The sequence below is a fragment of the Bradyrhizobium genomosp. I (2014) genome (genome assembly GCF_000261685.1).
In the GTDB taxonomy this organism is placed as follows: Bacteria; Pseudomonadota; Alphaproteobacteria; order Rhizobiales; family Xanthobacteraceae; genus Bradyrhizobium.
Genome location: NZ_AJQE01000129.1, coordinates 1 through 14659 on the forward strand (window position 1 = coordinate 1; position 14659 = coordinate 14659).

20 protein-coding genes and 1 tRNA gene are annotated in these 14659 nt (G+C 63.0%); 17 read left to right on the plus strand and 4 right to left on the minus strand.

Features of this window, described 5'->3' with window-relative positions; genetic code table 11:
• A partial coding sequence (locus tag IC50_RS41255) for a hypothetical protein (RefSeq protein WP_210161540.1) occupies nt 1-474 on the plus strand: 474 nt, incomplete at its 5' end.
• Nucleotides 475-633: 159 nt separating this feature from the next.
• Here the strand turns inward: IC50_RS41255 and IC50_RS12250 are convergent.
• Nucleotides 634-705 (minus strand) — tRNA-Val (locus IC50_RS12250).
• Nucleotides 706-1242: 537 nt separating this feature from the next.
• On the opposite strand from IC50_RS12250, the gene IC50_RS12255 reads away from it, so the two are divergent.
• The gene (locus IC50_RS12255; RefSeq protein ID WP_014492323.1) at nt 1243-2574 is read left to right on the plus strand and encodes a tyrosine-type recombinase/integrase; all 1332 of its coding nucleotides are present in this window, start codon (nt 1243-1245) and stop codon (nt 2572-2574) included.
• Here IC50_RS12255 and IC50_RS12260 read toward each other — a convergent pair.
• Nucleotides 2519-2884 (minus strand): hypothetical protein, encoded by a 366-nt coding sequence (locus IC50_RS12260; RefSeq protein WP_014492324.1) that lies wholly within the window; start codon nt 2882-2884, stop codon nt 2519-2521. The two genes, IC50_RS12255 and IC50_RS12260, sit on opposite strands and share 56 nt — an antisense overlap.
• Nucleotides 2885-3199: 315 nt before the next feature.
• On the opposite strand from IC50_RS12260, the gene IC50_RS41975 reads away from it, so the two are divergent.
• The 7 genes from IC50_RS41975 to IC50_RS12285 all read left to right on the plus strand — a co-directional run bounded on the left by IC50_RS41975 (nt 3200) and on the right by IC50_RS12285 (nt 6423).
• The gene (locus IC50_RS41975; protein WP_162130959.1) at nt 3200-3574 is read left to right on the plus strand and encodes a hypothetical protein; all 375 of its coding nucleotides are present in this window, start codon (nt 3200-3202) and stop codon (nt 3572-3574) included.
• Entirely contained in the window at nt 3537-4007 is a 471-nt protein-coding gene (locus tag IC50_RS43060) for a hypothetical protein (RefSeq protein WP_014492326.1), read from the plus strand. Before IC50_RS41975 ends, IC50_RS43060 begins: the two co-directional genes overlap by 38 nt.
• 25 nt (nt 4008-4032) lie before the next feature.
• Nucleotides 4033-4263 carry a hypothetical protein gene (locus IC50_RS43065; protein ID WP_028140375.1) on the plus strand — a complete coding sequence of 77 codons (231 nt, stop codon included), beginning with the start codon at nt 4033-4035 and terminating at the stop codon, nt 4261-4263.
• Between the two features lie 288 nt (nt 4264-4551).
• Entirely contained in the window at nt 4552-4737 is a 186-nt protein-coding gene (locus tag IC50_RS41980; protein ID WP_014492328.1) for a hypothetical protein, read from the plus strand.
• A gap of 222 nt (nt 4738-4959) precedes the next feature.
• The gene (gene ybgC / locus IC50_RS12275; protein WP_011089947.1) at nt 4960-5403 is read left to right on the plus strand and encodes a tol-pal system-associated acyl-CoA thioesterase; all 444 of its coding nucleotides are present in this window, start codon (nt 4960-4962) and stop codon (nt 5401-5403) included.
• Nucleotides 5404-5447: 44 nt separating this feature from the next.
• Nucleotides 5448-5861 carry a YbgC/FadM family acyl-CoA thioesterase gene (locus tag IC50_RS12280; RefSeq protein ID WP_440588138.1) on the plus strand — a complete coding sequence of 138 codons (414 nt, stop codon included), beginning with the start codon at nt 5448-5450 and terminating at the stop codon, nt 5859-5861.
• Between the two features lie 94 nt (nt 5862-5955).
• Nucleotides 5956-6423, plus strand: coding sequence for a nuclear transport factor 2 family protein (locus tag IC50_RS12285; RefSeq protein ID WP_035704546.1), 468 nt, complete (start codon nt 5956-5958; stop codon nt 6421-6423).
• Between the two features lie 28 nt (nt 6424-6451).
• Here IC50_RS12285 and IC50_RS12290 read toward each other — a convergent pair whose 3' ends face one another.
• The gene (locus IC50_RS12290) at nt 6452-7174 is read right to left on the minus strand and encodes a type 1 glutamine amidotransferase (protein WP_035704548.1); all 723 of its coding nucleotides are present in this window, start codon (nt 7172-7174) and stop codon (nt 6452-6454) included.
• Between the two features lie 28 nt (nt 7175-7202).
• The gene (locus IC50_RS12295) at nt 7203-8129 is read right to left on the minus strand and encodes a LysR family transcriptional regulator (RefSeq protein ID WP_035704550.1); all 927 of its coding nucleotides are present in this window, start codon (nt 8127-8129) and stop codon (nt 7203-7205) included.
• A gap of 151 nt (nt 8130-8280) precedes the next feature.
• Between IC50_RS12295 and IC50_RS12300 the strand changes: the two genes are divergently transcribed.
• From IC50_RS12300 to IC50_RS12335, 8 genes are all read left to right on the plus strand, one after another.
• Nucleotides 8281-9237 (plus strand): N-carbamoyl-D-amino-acid hydrolase, encoded by a 957-nt coding sequence (locus IC50_RS12300; RefSeq protein WP_081492425.1) that lies wholly within the window; start codon nt 8281-8283, stop codon nt 9235-9237.
• A gap of 39 nt (nt 9238-9276) precedes the next feature.
• Nucleotides 9277-10104 (plus strand): ABC transporter substrate-binding protein, encoded by an 828-nt coding sequence (locus tag IC50_RS12305; protein WP_035704556.1) that lies wholly within the window; start codon nt 9277-9279, stop codon nt 10102-10104.
• Nucleotides 10101-10958 (plus strand): amino acid ABC transporter permease, encoded by an 858-nt coding sequence (locus IC50_RS12310; protein ID WP_035704558.1) that lies wholly within the window; start codon nt 10101-10103, stop codon nt 10956-10958. Before IC50_RS12305 ends, IC50_RS12310 begins: the two co-directional genes overlap by 4 nt.
• Nucleotides 10955-11719, plus strand: coding sequence for an amino acid ABC transporter ATP-binding protein (locus IC50_RS12315; protein WP_035704561.1), 765 nt, complete (start codon nt 10955-10957; stop codon nt 11717-11719). The genes IC50_RS12310 and IC50_RS12315 overlap by 4 nt, the downstream gene beginning before the upstream one ends.
• Nucleotides 11720-11734: 15 nt before the next feature.
• On the plus strand, nt 11735-12550 hold the full coding sequence (locus IC50_RS12320; protein WP_035704563.1) for an ABC transporter substrate-binding protein: 816 nt from the start codon (nt 11735-11737) through the stop codon (nt 12548-12550).
• A complete protein-coding gene (locus tag IC50_RS12325; protein ID WP_035704564.1) occupies nt 12537-13433 on the plus strand; it encodes a polysaccharide deacetylase family protein in 897 nt (298 codons plus the stop codon). Before IC50_RS12320 ends, IC50_RS12325 begins: the two co-directional genes overlap by 14 nt.
• Nucleotides 13430-14086 (plus strand): aspartate/glutamate racemase family protein, encoded by a 657-nt coding sequence (locus tag IC50_RS12330; protein ID WP_035704566.1) that lies wholly within the window; start codon nt 13430-13432, stop codon nt 14084-14086. The genes IC50_RS12325 and IC50_RS12330 overlap by 4 nt, the downstream gene beginning before the upstream one ends.
• 22 nt (nt 14087-14108) lie before the next feature.
• Nucleotides 14109-14659 (plus strand): ABC transporter substrate-binding protein (locus IC50_RS12335; RefSeq protein WP_035704569.1); only part of this gene is annotated, 551 nt, incomplete at its 3' end.

Sequence of the window (14659 nt, forward strand, 5' to 3'; positions counted from 1 at the left end):
AGCTACACCACGCCCGGGGACACGATCTTGGCGCAGTTCGCGCAAGTATCTCGAAATAGCTCATCTCCCTACGTCAAGATCGCAGCTATGCACGCTGTTCTCCGCGCGTGGGGCGGAGAGTTCACTAACATCAACGAGGGCCAATTTGGCGATCGGCGTGAAAAATTTGAGACAGCGTCCCGCGGGGGCGGCATCAGCTTCAATTATGCAGCAGCGGTACCGCAAATCGGACTTACATCTCTACCTGGAAAAGCTTGGTTTATTGGGCACTTGAACGGCCCCCTAAGCTCCACAACCGCGTACGATCCGAAAAAATATCGCCCAGGACGCCTGTACTTTGTTGTTTGGCTTCCTAATCCCTTCGATCCGATCCCAGGTGACGTCCTTCGCGGGCTCAACGGTGCTTGTCCGCAGGTACCACCCGAGGAATTGGCCAATTTCTTTTCGGGCAAGCCTCAAGCAGAAGGAGATTGAGTACGCCGTCGGCCTCTGTCCGCCGCACGATTGCCATGCGGCTTTCACCACGATGCCCTTAACTACAAGGGCGCGTTCGAGACTATGTCGAACTGGTGTCTGACACATTCGCACGCCTCGGTAGGGGGCTTTCGGCGTCTCGAAATCTAGGCTGAATAGTGGGCGCACATGGGATCGAACCTTGGATCTCTCGCGTGTGAAGCGAACGCTCTCCCGCTGAGCCACGCGCCCTTAAGCCGACGATACGAGGTGAATCCTCAGGTGCGGTGCTCGCCAGGCGGCGAAGGGCCGCTTCCCGAATGATGCGATCATGCCCCTGTTTTGCCCGACGCAGCAAGTCGATTCGGGAAATTCGTAACCCATTGATTCGACAGATGTCGGCTACTGTGCATGGGGTTGTTTTCAATATTTTTGGTTCGGACGGCGCCGGACGCCGCCAGGCAACTGGTCAGGTCCAGGAGGCTGAATGGTGGGCGCACAAGGGATCGAACCTTGGACCTCTCCCGTGTGAACCACAATCCGTAGACCCGAGCTAACCAAATCCGGCCATAGTTGAGGTGTAAAAACTCCTTAAATTAATGAGAGTTATGGCCTACTGCGGCTATAAGAGCCCATACCTGACCTTACTACATTTTGTATGCCCCCGTTGTGCCCGCCGCGGATATTCCCTTGGGGCACACAAACGGGGGAGGTCTGAGACCCGGTTCTGTTCGAGGCTCACCGCCCTTCTTGCGGGGCACACTGGGGCACAGAGAGAGGGAAGGAATCATGACGGAGCCGGCCAACCAGCTGACACTCACCGATGCGGTGATCCGCAACGCAACGCTGCCGCCGGGTAAGGCGCAGCATTATCTCCACGACGACAAGCTGCCCGGCCTCGCCTTGCGCATGCGCGCCACCGGCGGCCGGACCTGGGTCTACCTCTTCACCAAGCCGGGGGTGAGGGGGACCCAGCGCAAGACCCTCGGCGCGTGGCCCAAATATAATGAGAAGGCCGCCCGCAAGGCCGCCACCATCGCCGCAGGCGAAGTCGTCAAGGGCTTGGACCCGAACGACGCGAAGCGCGAGGCGAGGCGGCAACAGGCAGCCGAGAAGCAGCGCACCACGCTCGCGACCCTCATTGTTGAAGATGGTCCTTACCAGACGTCTATGACCGAACGTCAAGTCGTCAACTGGAAGCCAGCAATGTCGGCGCTGCGGCGCGGGCTCAAGGATCACGCCGAGAGCGGCGTGGGGGACCTGACGCGACGGCAGATCATGGCTGCGGTCGATAAGATTGCCAAGACCGGCAAGCGTGGTGCAGCCAAGGACTTGCGCAAGCACGTGCATACTTTGCTCGAATGGTGCGTCGGTGAGGGCTATGTCGAGCACAACGTGCTCGCCGGCTATCGCGCGCCCAAGGAAACCCGCGCGCAAAGGGTCGGACGCCGAACGAAGGGCCGCGCGCTGACCGATGAGGAAATCATCAAAGTCTGGGATGCATCCGGCAAGCTCGGGGCTTTTGGTCTCCTGGCTCGCATGTGCCTGCTCGGTGGCCCGCGCCGCAGCGAGCCTACCATGATCGAGTGGCGAAAGCACATCATGGATGACCGTATCACCTTCGATGCGGCGTGGACCAAGATGGGCCTGCACCACGACGTGCCGCGCACCCACCTCGCAAACGAGGTGCTCGCGGCCGCCAAACACTTCCAGCGCGCAACGTCCGACTATGTCTTCCCGTCACCAAAGACCGGCGGCCAGATGTCCGGGTTCACCAAGATGGTCAACCGCCTGGTCAAGGAAGCGGGTGTTGCCAAGTTTACCATGCATGACCTAAGGCGCAGCTTACGAACCGTCATGTCTCGCTGCGGCTACGACAACGAAATCCAGCGGCTGTGTGTCGGGCAAAGGCCAAGCGGAATCGATCAGGTCTACAATCACGACGAACAGTGGATCATCCGCAAAATGGCGTTCGAAGCGGCTCACGACTACATTGCGGAGTTGGTCGGCGCGAAACGGGTCGGCAAAATCGTGCGCCTGCAGCGGACGAATCCGCTTGACCCGATCAAGGCCGAGCTCCTCGGCCGTCTCCGTGAGCATTATGCGGCTGAGGCATCTTAGTGGTCTTATCGCACTTGGCCAGATAGTCGCGTACCGCATCGACACGATAGAGGGGGCGGCCATCGACGTAGCGCCATTTCAGCGGGTGGCTCGGATTGCGCCGCCACTGCTCCAACGCGCCGGGCGTACGCCGGATGACCGCGGCCGCCTCAAATGCCGTCAAATTAGAGCTGCCCGGCAGCGTATCGATATCGAACGTCGCGGGCGGCGGCATGCCACGGTTCTTGCGACGGCGATTCGCCCGCGGTATTTTGCTGGAACCTGCCGACCCAAATGCCTCGATCCCAATCTTTTCGTCTTTGCCGCGCATGCCTCCGCCCCGAACCATGATCGGTCTGGGCAATAAGATCGTAGGCTGCTCCGGCAAGAAAGAAACCAAGTGCGCAGGTATGGTTGCTGGGTAGCTGTGGCGTACAAATAGGACGAACCGGTTCCAGCCCGGCAGACCTTCGGCCTCATAACCTGAAGGTCATAGGTTCAAATCTATCCCCGCAACCAAATTTCTGATGTAATACAACGGGTTGGGCGAAAGCCTAACCCTTTAATTTTTCGTAAATGGCCTAGCACGCGCCTAGCACAAAATTCGACTTTTTGGTTCCCTGCGCTAAAATGCACGTGGAGGTGCATGATGGCCAGGCACGAGCTTCTAGGTGGTCTGATTCAGGTATACCGGCGAAACGGCCGGTATTGGCACTGTTCGGCCTCCATCGACGGCCGCCAACACCGCAGCACGACCGGAGAGGAAGATCTCTCCCTCGCCAAGCAGTTTGCGGAGGACTCGTTTATCGGTCTTCGTGGGAAGGCGCGGGAGGGGCTGTTGGTGAATGAGAAGACCTTTCGCCAAGCCGCTGACCAATTCCTGAAAGAGTATGAGGTGATCACCGAGGGCCAGCGCAGCGAGCGCTGGGTCCAGGGTTACGAGATCAGGCTTCGCCTGCACCTGTTGCCGTTCTTCAGGCAAGGTGCAGGAATATCGCCTACACCGGATCGCAACGTCTAAGACCGGCAAGGCGCCCGCGCGCAGCACTATCCACGACGAGGTCGTGACGTTGCGGCAGGTGTTGAAGACTGCCATTCGCCATGAATGGCTCGCGCACCTGCCGGACTTCTCTCCTCCTTATAAGACTTCGGGGAAGGTGGTGCATCGGCCGTGGTTCAGCCCCGAGGAATACAAGCAGCTCTACGAAACCACGCGGGCGCACGCGAAGGCCAGCCAGATCCACCACCGTTGGAGTGCCGAGCAATTGCATGATTACGTCCTGTTCTTGGCCAACACCGGCTTGCGGCCGGATGAGGCCAAGAACCTCCAGCATCGCGACGTGACCATTGTTGAGGACGAACGTAGCGGCGAGCGCATCCTGGAAATCGAGGTGCGCGGCAAGCGGGGCGTCGGCTACTGCAAGAGCATGCCGAGCGCGGTGCGACCCCTATGAGCGGCTGCTAGGCCGCGCGAAATACGTGAAGCAGGGCAGAGCGCGGGTGCTGGCGAAGCTGCCGCCCTCTAACGAGCCGCCGCAGTTGCCCAAGCCGACCGACCACGTGTTTCCGGGCAATCACATCAAGATGTTCAATGCCCTGCTTGATAGGAGCGAGTTGAAGCTGGATCGGGATGGCAATCGGCGGACCGCATACAGCCTGCGGCATACCTACATCTGCATGCGCCTGATGGAAGGGGCGGACAGCTACTAGATAGCGAAGAACTGCCGAACCTCAGTGGAGATGATCGAGAAGTTCTATGCGGCGCACATCAAGAACAGGCTCGATGCTTCCGCCATCAATGTGCGTCAGGCCAAGCCCGCTCCTCGCAGGCAGTTGAGTGAGGTCTTCTGCTTTTGTCGCCTTGTAGACCCTTCTGGACCAAGATCGGCGCGCGGCCTGGCAACAGGACGGCAAGGGCTTCAACATCCAGTTGAGCTGCCTGCCATTGAACGGCCGCCTCGTGGTTCGCGAACCCAAGGCCGACGCGGAGGCGGGGCAATGAGCCCAGCCGCCACGCGGGGCTACGACGTCGGCTTCAAAAGCTGGATGACATACGAACCCCTCGTGCTCGCCAGCAGCGAGCACGAGGCCATCGCCAAGGGCAAGGCCATTTACGGCCTCGCCGGCCTCGGCGATTTTTCGTTCAGCGATTGCGGCGAAGGACTGGCTCGCCTAGGTTCATGAGCCGGAGGCGCATTCATGAACGTCGTCCTCAAGCCGGGTACGCGTTGACGATAGATCTCCGACATATTCATCCGAAGTCGATGGCAGCAGCGCGACGCCTGCCGCATTCAGGCGGTTGCCTCAGCTTCCGGCAGCAGGAGCCAAGCTCAAGACGATTGCTCAGAAAACCGCCTCTGTGCAAGACAATGGGTCCCTGTACGCGCAATAAGAGGAAACCGCGCTGTGACACTCTCTCTTGACGGCGAAATTCGAGACGGACGGCATTACATGCAGGTCCGCGTCTATTTCGAAGATACCGATTCCGGCCAGATTGTTTATCACGCGAATTTTTTGCGTTTCATGGAACGTGGCAGAACGAATTACTTGCGCCTGCTCGGCACCAATCAGCAAGCGCTGCTCGAGGAAACGCGGAACGATGCGCCGGGCTTCGCCTTCGTTGTCCGTTCGATGACAATCGATTTTCTAAAACCGGCAGTCTTGGACGACCTGCTTGACATTGTCACGGTCCCGCAAGAGGTGAGAGGCGCGTCGATTGCCTTGCTGCAGGAGTGCAGGCGCGGGGGTGATCTCTTGGTCTCGGCGCGTGTACGGGTCGCGTTTATCTCAGGCGGAAAAGCGCAGCGCATCCCAAAGGCTCTGAGGCTTGCTATGGAAGAGCACAGATAAATCTGCCTTTCGTTCACGCTTTAACGCTCCAGCGACCCAATGAAATCAATGCGTTGGCCTTTTGTTGCGATATCGTCAAGTCAGAGTTCTCCGGCATCGTCTATCACGCCAATTATCTGCGCTACATGGAGCGCGGACGCACCAATCATCTCAGGCTGATGGGCGCCGAGCAGCAGGTGCTGTTCGAGCAGACCGAGACGGAAGGCGCCGGCTTCGCCTTCGTGGTGCGCTCGATGCATCTCGATTTCCTCAAGCCCGCGCGAATGGACGACGTGCTCGATGTCGTGACCTGGCCGATTGCGGTGAAGGGCGCCTCCATCATGCTGGCGCAGGAGGTGCGGCGCGGCCACGACGTGCTGGTGAAGGCCGAGGTCCGTGTTGCCTTCATCAGCGGCGGTCGCGCCCAGCCTATCCCGAAGTCGATCCGCACGCTGATGAAAGCCGATCTGATTTCGTGATCGCCCGATAAGTGATCGCCTGATTTGTGATGGCCTATCGACTCCGCCAACTGCGGCGATAAATTCGCCGCCCCGATCAACCGATGAGGCCATCATGTCGCGCCCGCCGCTTCCACCTTTCACCCGCGAGACCGCCGCGCAAAAGGCCCGCATGGCCGAGGACGCCTGGAATTCACGCGATCCGGTGCGCGTGTCGCTCGCCTATACCGAGGACAGCCGCTGGCGCAATCGTTCCGAGGTTTTTCAGGGCCGCGAAGCCATCGTCGCCTTCCTCACCCGCAAATGGGAGAAGGAGCAGGACTACCGGTTGATCAAGGATCTCTGGGCCTTCGACGGCAACCGCATCGCGGTGCGCTTCCAGTACGAATGGCACGATGCCGGCGGCCAGTGGTACCGCTCCTACGGCAACGAACAGTGGGAGTTCGACGAGCACGGCCTGATGAAGCGGCGCGAGGCCTCGATCAACGACATCGCGATTGCGGAGAAGGACCGCCGGTTTCACTGGGCAGCGCCGGGCCCGCGGCCGGCCGATGTGCCGGGGCTGGGGACCGAGCCGTTCTGAGGTGAGAAGTGAAGCCGCGAGTGCGCTTCTACCTCTCCCCTTGTGCCGTGCGCCTCGCCAGGAACCTCGTGATCGCTCCACCCAGCTTCGCGTTGTCCATCGGCTCCGCCAGCGACGCCCGTGCGGTCGCAACGACGTCCTTCGGCGCGTTGCCATCGCGCAGCTCGCAGCATACCTCCGCGAAGCCTGTGTCGAACTCCGGATGCGGCTGCACGGTCAGCGTCGCGCCGTTGGCGTAGAGCAGGCCGGCATGCGGGGTGAATTCGGAGTAGAGGATCGTTAGCGCGTCGTTTGGCGCCTCAATCACCTGATCCTGATGCGATGCCGCAATCGCGACTGCTTCGCCCTCGATGACGCCGTTCTCCGGCAGCACCTGATAGACGTGCCGGCCGATGCCCCAGCCCTTCGCCGACTTCTGCACGGTGCCGCCGAGTGCTTGCGCGATCAGCTGATGACCGAAGCAGATGCCGACCATCGGTGTCTTGTTGGCGTAGGCCGTGCGCACGAAATTCTCCAGCGGCGCGATCCAGTCGAGTCCATCATAGACGCCGGCGGCAGCTCCAGTGATCAGCACGGCCTCGATCTGGCCGGGATCGGGAAGCGCGTCGCCCTTCGGGATGCTGACGACCTCGATCGTGGCCGTCGGATCCTCGGCGCGGAGCATGCGCGCGAACATGTCGGGGAACGAGCCATGCTGCTCGCGGTACTTTTGCGGAACCTGTCCCGTCTCGATGATGGTGATGCGTGCCATGTGCCCCCGGGTGGAAAGGTCGCGAAGCCTAACTGCTTTCTGCCCCATGTTGCTGGTGTGGCGCTGGGCGCTCGAGCCGAGCGCTTTCCTGACGGACCTCGTTGAGAAAGGCCTTTGCCAGACGCGACAGCGGCTCGGCTTCCGACCACAGCATATAGGCGACCGCCTGGGTCGTCGGACTGAACGGACGGACGATGAGGCCGCTGCCGCCGTTCTGCCGCGGCGAGAAGGGATCGACCACCGCAGCGCCGACGCCTGCGGCCGCGAGCACGCAGGCCGTGTTGCAGTAGCGTACCTCGACGGTCGGCCGGAACGCCGCGCCGGCGCGGGCAAAGCTGTCGCGCACGGCTTCGCCGAGCCGCGTGCCGCGCTCGAGCCCGATGAAGGGCAGGCCGGAAAGATCGGAAGCGGATATCACGGGCCTGTCGGCAAGCGGATGCTGCGGCGGCAGCACGCACACCATCTCGCCGGTATGCACCACCTCATGCGCGATGCCGGGATGATGCGTCAGGCCGAGCGCGAAGCCGAGCTCGGCGACGCGGCTCAGCACGCCCTCGATGATGCCCTCGTAGCGGCGGACGTCGAAGAACACGCGCGTCTCCGGGCGGCGGCGCAGGAAGCCTGACAGTGCGGACGGAATGATGCTGTAGGCGAGCGGCGGGGTCGCGACGATGGCGAGATGCCCGGAGCGGTTCTCGCGCAGATCGCGCACGCGGTTCTCGAGCTTTGCATGCAGCGCGAAGATCGCCTCGCTCTCCTTGTAGAGCGCCATCGCTTCCGCGGTCGGAAACAGCCGGTTGTTGACGCGCTCGAACAGCGCGAAGCCGGCCTGCGCCTCCATCGTCTTCAGCGCATTGCTGATTGCGGGCTGCGACAGCGCGAGCTCGTCCGCCGCCGCAACCGTGGTGCGGTGGCGGATGACGGCACGCAGGATCTCGAGCTGTCGCAGGTTCATATCACTGCCGATTATACTCAGAGCCAAAACATCATAGCAAAGCGAATTGATTTTGCAGCCCTGCTCGCCCGTAATGGCAGCGGATTTGCGCGTCGCATCAATGGGTTCATTCGCCCATTGAGGCAGCACTGCGCACAGATTGGAGGCAATCTTGGTTCGTGTCCTTCGCGCCGCCGCCGCTCAGATGGGCCCGACGCAAAAAGCCGATACGCGCGAGCATACGCTGTCGCGGATGCTCGACATGCTGGAGGAGGCGGCCGGCCGCGGCGCGAGCCTTGTGGTGTTTCCCGAGCTTGCCTTCACCACCTTCTTTCCGCGCTGGCTGCTCGAAGGCGGAGCCCTCGACCGGTATTTCGAGCGCAGCATGCCGAACCCGGCGGTCGCAAAGCTGTTCGATCGGGCACGTGCGCTGCGCGTCGGCTTCTATGTCGGCTATGCCGAGCTGACGCCGGAGGGCCGGCGCTACAATTGCTCTGTCCTGGTCGATCGCGACGGCGAGATCCTCGGCCGCTATCGCAAGGTGCACCTTCCGGGCTCTGTCGAGCCGCGCCCGGGCGCGCGATACCAGCAGCTCGAAAAGCGCTATTTCGAATATGGCGACCTCGGCTTTCCCGCCTTCCGCGCCGGCTCGTCCTGGGCCCACGCCATCATGGGCATGATGATCTGCAACGATCGGCGCTGGCCGGAATCCTGGCGCGTGCTCGGCCTGCAAGGCGTCGAGCTCGTCTGCATCGGCTACAATTCGGCGGCCTACGATCCCAACGGTGGCGCCACCGAAGACGGAGCCTTGCGCACCTTCCACTCGACGCTGGTGACGCAGGCTAACGCCTACATGAACGCGACCTGGGCGATCTCGGTGGCCAAGGCGGGCGAGGAGGACGGCTCCGGGCTGATCGGCGGCTCCTGCATCGTCGATCCCAACGGCCGCATCGTCGCGCAGGCGCAGACGCTCACCGATGAGGTGATCGTGGCCGATATCGACCTCGACCTCTGCCGCCAGGGCAAGGACAAGATGTTCAATTTCGCCGCCCACCGGCGGCCCGACCAATACAGGGTGATCACCGAACGCGCCGGCGTGATCGAGCCGGCCGTTCTCGACGCGGATTGATTCCGAACGGCCGATTGCGGCGTTGGCAAAGGAGCTGACATGACACGCCTCTCGCATTTGCTTGCCTTCGCAGCGTTGGCTGCCGTGACGCCGGCGCAGGCGGCGGAACTTCCGGCGGAAATCAGGCAGGCGGGCACGCTGAAGCTTACGGTCAACTCCACCTACGCGCCGATGGAATATCGCGATCCCGCGACGGGCGAGCTGGTTGGGCTCGACATCGATCTGGCCAAGGAGTTCGCCAAGCGGCTCGGTGGGCTGAAGATCGTCTGGAGCGAGACGCCGTTCGCAGAGCTGATCCCCTCGCTGCAGACCAGGCGCGCCGATTTCATCATCTCCGGCATCTCCGATCGGGCCTCGCGGCGCGAGACCGCCGATTTCGTCGACTACCTCGCAACCGGGCCGCAGTTCTTCGTGATGGCGGACAGCGCGGCCAAGGACGCGACCGATCTCTGCGGCAGGAAGGTCGGCACCACCCGCAGCACCAGCTTCCCGGTCGAGATCGAGAAGTGGAGCAAGCAGAATTGCGAGCCGGCCGGCAAGCCGGCGATCCAGTATGTACCCGGCGAGAACTCGATCGACGTCCGCAACCAGCTCAAGCAGGGCCGCATCGATGCCGCTGTGCAGGGCAGCGAGACGCTGCCTTATGCGCAGGCGCAGGAGCCCGGCAAATACCGCATCGTCGGTGAGGCCTTCGCCAAGGGCTATCAGGGCATCATGTTCCGCAAGGACGATGCCGCCTTGCGCGAGGTGGTGACGGAGAAGCTCGCCGCCATGATCGCCGACGGCTCCTACAAGGCCATTCTCGACAAATGGGGCCTTGGTGCCAACGCGGTGGCCGAGCCCATGCTGAACGCGGCGCCGCAATGAAGCCGGCGCCGGCACTCGCGGAGGGTTTCCCCGATCTGTCGGGTCTGCGGATCGCGCGCGAGCCGCACTGGTTTCGCTGGCTCAGCGCGGCCCTGATCGTCCTGGTGCTCGCGGCGATTGCGCGCGCATTTGCGAACGGTCAGATCGAATGGTCCTATGTCAGCCGCTTCCTGACCGCAAAGGTCATCCTCGAAGGCATCGTCAACACCATGGTGATGGCGGTGCTGGCGATGGCGCTCGGCATCGTCCTCGGCATCGTCGTCGCGATCATGCGGCTGTCGCCCAATCCGGTGCTGAAGATGGTGGCCGCCGGCTACACCTGGCTGTTCCGCGGCACCCCGCTGATCCTGCAGCTGCTGCTGTGGTTCAATCTCGCGCTGGTGTTTCCGACCATCGGCATCCCCGGCCTGTGGTCCGCGCGCGCCGTCGACGTCATGACGCCATTCCTCGCCGCGCTGCTCGGGCTCGGCATCAACCAGGGCGCCTACACCTCGGAAGTGATGCGCGCCGGTATGCTGTCGGTCGACATCGGACAATATGAGGCGGCGCAGGCGATCGGCATGGGACGGCTGCGCGCGCTGCGCCGGATCGTGCTGCCGCAGGCGATGCGCGTGGTGATCCCGCCGCTCGGCAACGAGTTCATCAGCATGGTGAAGGCGACCTCGCTTGCCAGCGTGATCCAGTACCCGGAACTGCTGCACAACGCCGAAAACATCTACTATGCCAATTCGCGCGTGATCGAGCTCCTGATCGTCGCCGGGCTCTGGTACCTGCTCGTTGTCTCGATCCTGACCCCGCTGCAGATGCTGCTCGAACGCCGCTTTGCACGCGGCACATTGCGGCTGGCACGATGACAAGGCCCCTCGTCGCGATCCGATCCGTCAGCAAGAACTTTGGAGAGTTCCAGGCTCTCGAGAACGTCTCGCTCGACGTCTGGCCCGGCGAGGTGATGTGCCTGATCGGCGCCTCCGGCTCCGGCAAGACCACGCTGCTCCGCTGTATCAACCAGCTCGCCATGATCGATGCCGGCGGCATCTGGCTCGACGGCGAGCTGCTCGGCGTGCGCGAGCAGGGCGGACGGCTCCATCGGCTCAGCGAGCGCGAGATCGGACGGCAGCGGCTGAAGACCGGCATGGTGTTCCAGCGCTTCAACCTGTTTCCGCACAAGACGGCGCTGGAGAACATCACCGAAGGCCCGACCCAGGTGCAGGGGCGAAAGTCGGATGAGGTGCGTGCCGAAGCGCTCGAGCTGCTCCGCCGCGTCGGGTTGTCGGCGAAGGCGGACTGGTATCCCGCCCAGCTCTCCGGTGGTCAGCAGCAGCGCGTCGCGATCGCGCGGGCGCTCGCGATGAAGCCGATGCTGATGCTGTTCGACGAGCCGACCAGCGCGCTCGATCCCGAGCTCGTCGGCGAGGTGCTCGCCGTCATGAAGGAATTGGCGAAGAGCGGCATGACCATGATGGTGGTGACGCACGAGCTCGGCTTCGCCCGCGAGGTCGCGGATCGCGTCGTCTATATGGACCAGGGCGCAATCGTCGAGCAGGGGCGCGCCTCGGACGTGTTGGGCGCCCCGCGCGAGGAGCGCACCAGGGCATTTCTTTCGGCAGTGATCTGAAATGGGGGCGTGTTGATGAAGAGATTCCTGGTTGCGACGGCGCTGTTCGGCGCCATGACATTTTCAGCCGCGGCGGCGGAGCTCCCGGCGGAGATCGCCAAGCGCGGCAGCATCAAGATGGCGGTGGTGCCGAATTATCCGCCGATGGAGTTCCGCGATCCCGCCAGCAACGCGCTGTCGGGATTCGACATCGAGTTCGGCGAGGCGCTTGCCCGCAAGCTCGGCACCAAGATCGAATGGCAGGAAACCAGCTTTGCCGAGTTCCTGCCATCGATCCAGACGGGCCGGGTTGATGCAGTCCTGTCGGGCTTTACCGACTATGCGAGCCGTCACGAGATTGCGACGTTCGTCGATTATCTCCAGACCGGCCCGCGCTTTTTCGTGCAGCAGTCACGAGCGGCGGAATTCAAGAACATGAATGCGCTCTGCGGCAAGAAGGTCGGCGCCAGCCGGCGCACGAAATACCCGGAGCAGATTGCGGCCTGGAGCGAGAAGCACTGCGGCGGCACCCCCGTCGTCTTCGTTGGCACCGATGGCTCTGGCGATGCCCGTACCCAGCTCAAGCAGGGTCGCATCGACGCCGCCGTGCAAGGCAACGAGACGCTGCCTTACATCATGGATCTTGAGCCAAGCGCCTATACGCCTGTCGGCGAGGCCATCGCGCAGCAGTTCGTCGGCATTGCACTGCCGGTCAAGGAGAAGGGTTTTCAGCAGGCGATGCTGGAGGCCGTCGATGCGCTGATCGCCGACGGCACCTACCGTACGCTGCTGGCCAAGTGGAAATTGAGCGACAACGCAATCGAGAAGGCGACCATCAATGCTGGACAGTAAGGCACTCCAGAGCATCCCGCTCGTTCCGGCCAACACCGCAGATCCGGCGCCGGACTATCCCTGGCCGAAGCCGTACAAGTCGGCGATGTTCCTGTCGTTCGACGTCGATGCCGAGAGCGCGTGGACCAGCAAGGATGCGGTGCACGCGCAGCGGCTCATCACCATGAGCTATGGCGGCTATGAGGCTCGCGTCGGCACGCCGAAGCTTCTGGAGCTGCTCGACCAGCTCGATCTCAAGGCCACCTTCTTCGTCACGGGATGGTCAGTCGATGCGCATCCAGCGATGGCCGAATCGATCCTCAAGGCCGGGCACGAGATCGGCCATCACGGCTATCATCATCTGCTGCCAGACCCCGGCGATCCCTGGATCGAGGAGGAGCTGGAGCGCGGCTTCGAGGCGCTGAAGCGCCGGCTCGGCGTCAAGCCGAACGGCTATCGCGCGCCCTACGGCGAGTTCACCGAGGAGCTGCGGATCGCGCTGGTGCGCCACGGCATCGTCTACACCTCCTCGTTCCGCGATGACGTGCGGCCCTATCGTCACCGCCTTGCCGACGGCAAGCGCGGCACGATCGAGCTGCCGGTGACCGCGAGCTATGACGATTGGATGCACGGCCTGTCCGCCCGTTTCAGTCCGCGCTCGATCTTTCCCAAGGAGCACGTGCTCTCGCTATGGAAGGACGAGCTCGACGAAGTCCGCGACTGGGGCGCAATGGTCACGACGGTGCTGCATCCGCAATGCAGCGGCCGTCCGATGCGGCTGCGCCTGCTGCGCGAGTTCCTCACCTACGCGAAGTCGTGTCCGGATGTCTGGATCACCACAGGCGAGAAGATCGCGGAAAACTTCCTTCGGCATGAAGCCGGCGACCGCCGAGCAGTCTCATGACACGTCGCTGCATCCTCGTCATCAACCCCAACTCCTCGGCGTCGGTGACGGCGGCGATCGACGACGCGGTGGCGCCGCTGCGGATCGCCGGCGGGCCGGTCATCGAGGTGGTGGGTCTTGCCGAAGGGCCACCGGGCATCAGCTCGCAGCGCGATGCCGACAGCGTCGTCATGCCGCTGGTGAATCGTGTGTCGCGCGACGATGCCGATGCCTTCGTGCTCGCCTGTTTCAGCGATCCCGGCCTGCATGCGGTACGCGAGGCTGCCGGCGGACGCCCGGTGCTTGGCATCGCCGAATGTGGCATTTTTCGCGCGCTGATGCTGGGTGAACGTTTTGGCGTGATCGCGCTGTCGCCCTCCAGCATCCGCCGCCAGCAGCGCATGGCGCGGGTGATGGGTGTCGACAGCCGCTATGCCGGAAGCTGGTCGGTCGATGCCAGTGCAGCAGAGACGGCGGGTGCGGATATCCGTGGACGGTTGATCGAGGCAGGCCGCGCGCTGGTCGCGCAGTGCCGTGCCGATGTCGTCGTGATGGGCTGCGCCGGCATGGCCTCGCACCGTGCGGCCATCGCGGACGCGATCGGCGTGCCCGTCGTTGAACCCGCACAGCAGGCGGTCGCCGCCGCGATCGGCGCGGTCTTGTTGAACACCTAAGATACTTCTGGAGCTTTCTTTGATGCCTATCTCCCGCCGCTCACTCCTCAAGGCCGCCGCCGCAGTGCCGGCAATCTCGCTGCCAGCCATCGCTCGTGCTGAATCTCAATCCACGCTGCGCTTCATCCCCGTCATCGATCTCGCCTTCGTCGATCCGATCTATTCGACCGCGCAGGTGTCGCGAAACCACGGTTTCATGGTCTACGACACGCTCTACGGGATGAGCTCGTCGCTCCAGGTCTCGCCACAGATGCTGTCGGGCCACGCCATTTCCGGCGACCAGCTCCAGTGGGACCTCACGCTTCGCGACGGCCTGTTCTGGCACGACGGCGAGCGCGTGCTCGCGCGCGATTGCGTCGCCAGCATCCGCCGTTGGGCCGTGCGCGACGGCTTTGGCGGCGAACTTATGGAAGCGACCCATGAGCTCTCTGCCGCCGACGACCGCACCATCCGTTTTCGTCTCAAGCGTCCGTTCCCGCTGCTGCCGCAGGCGCTGGGCAAGGCCGCGATCAATGCCTGCTTCATGATGCCGGAGCGGTTGGCGAGCCAGGATCCGTTCAAGCCGCTGACCGA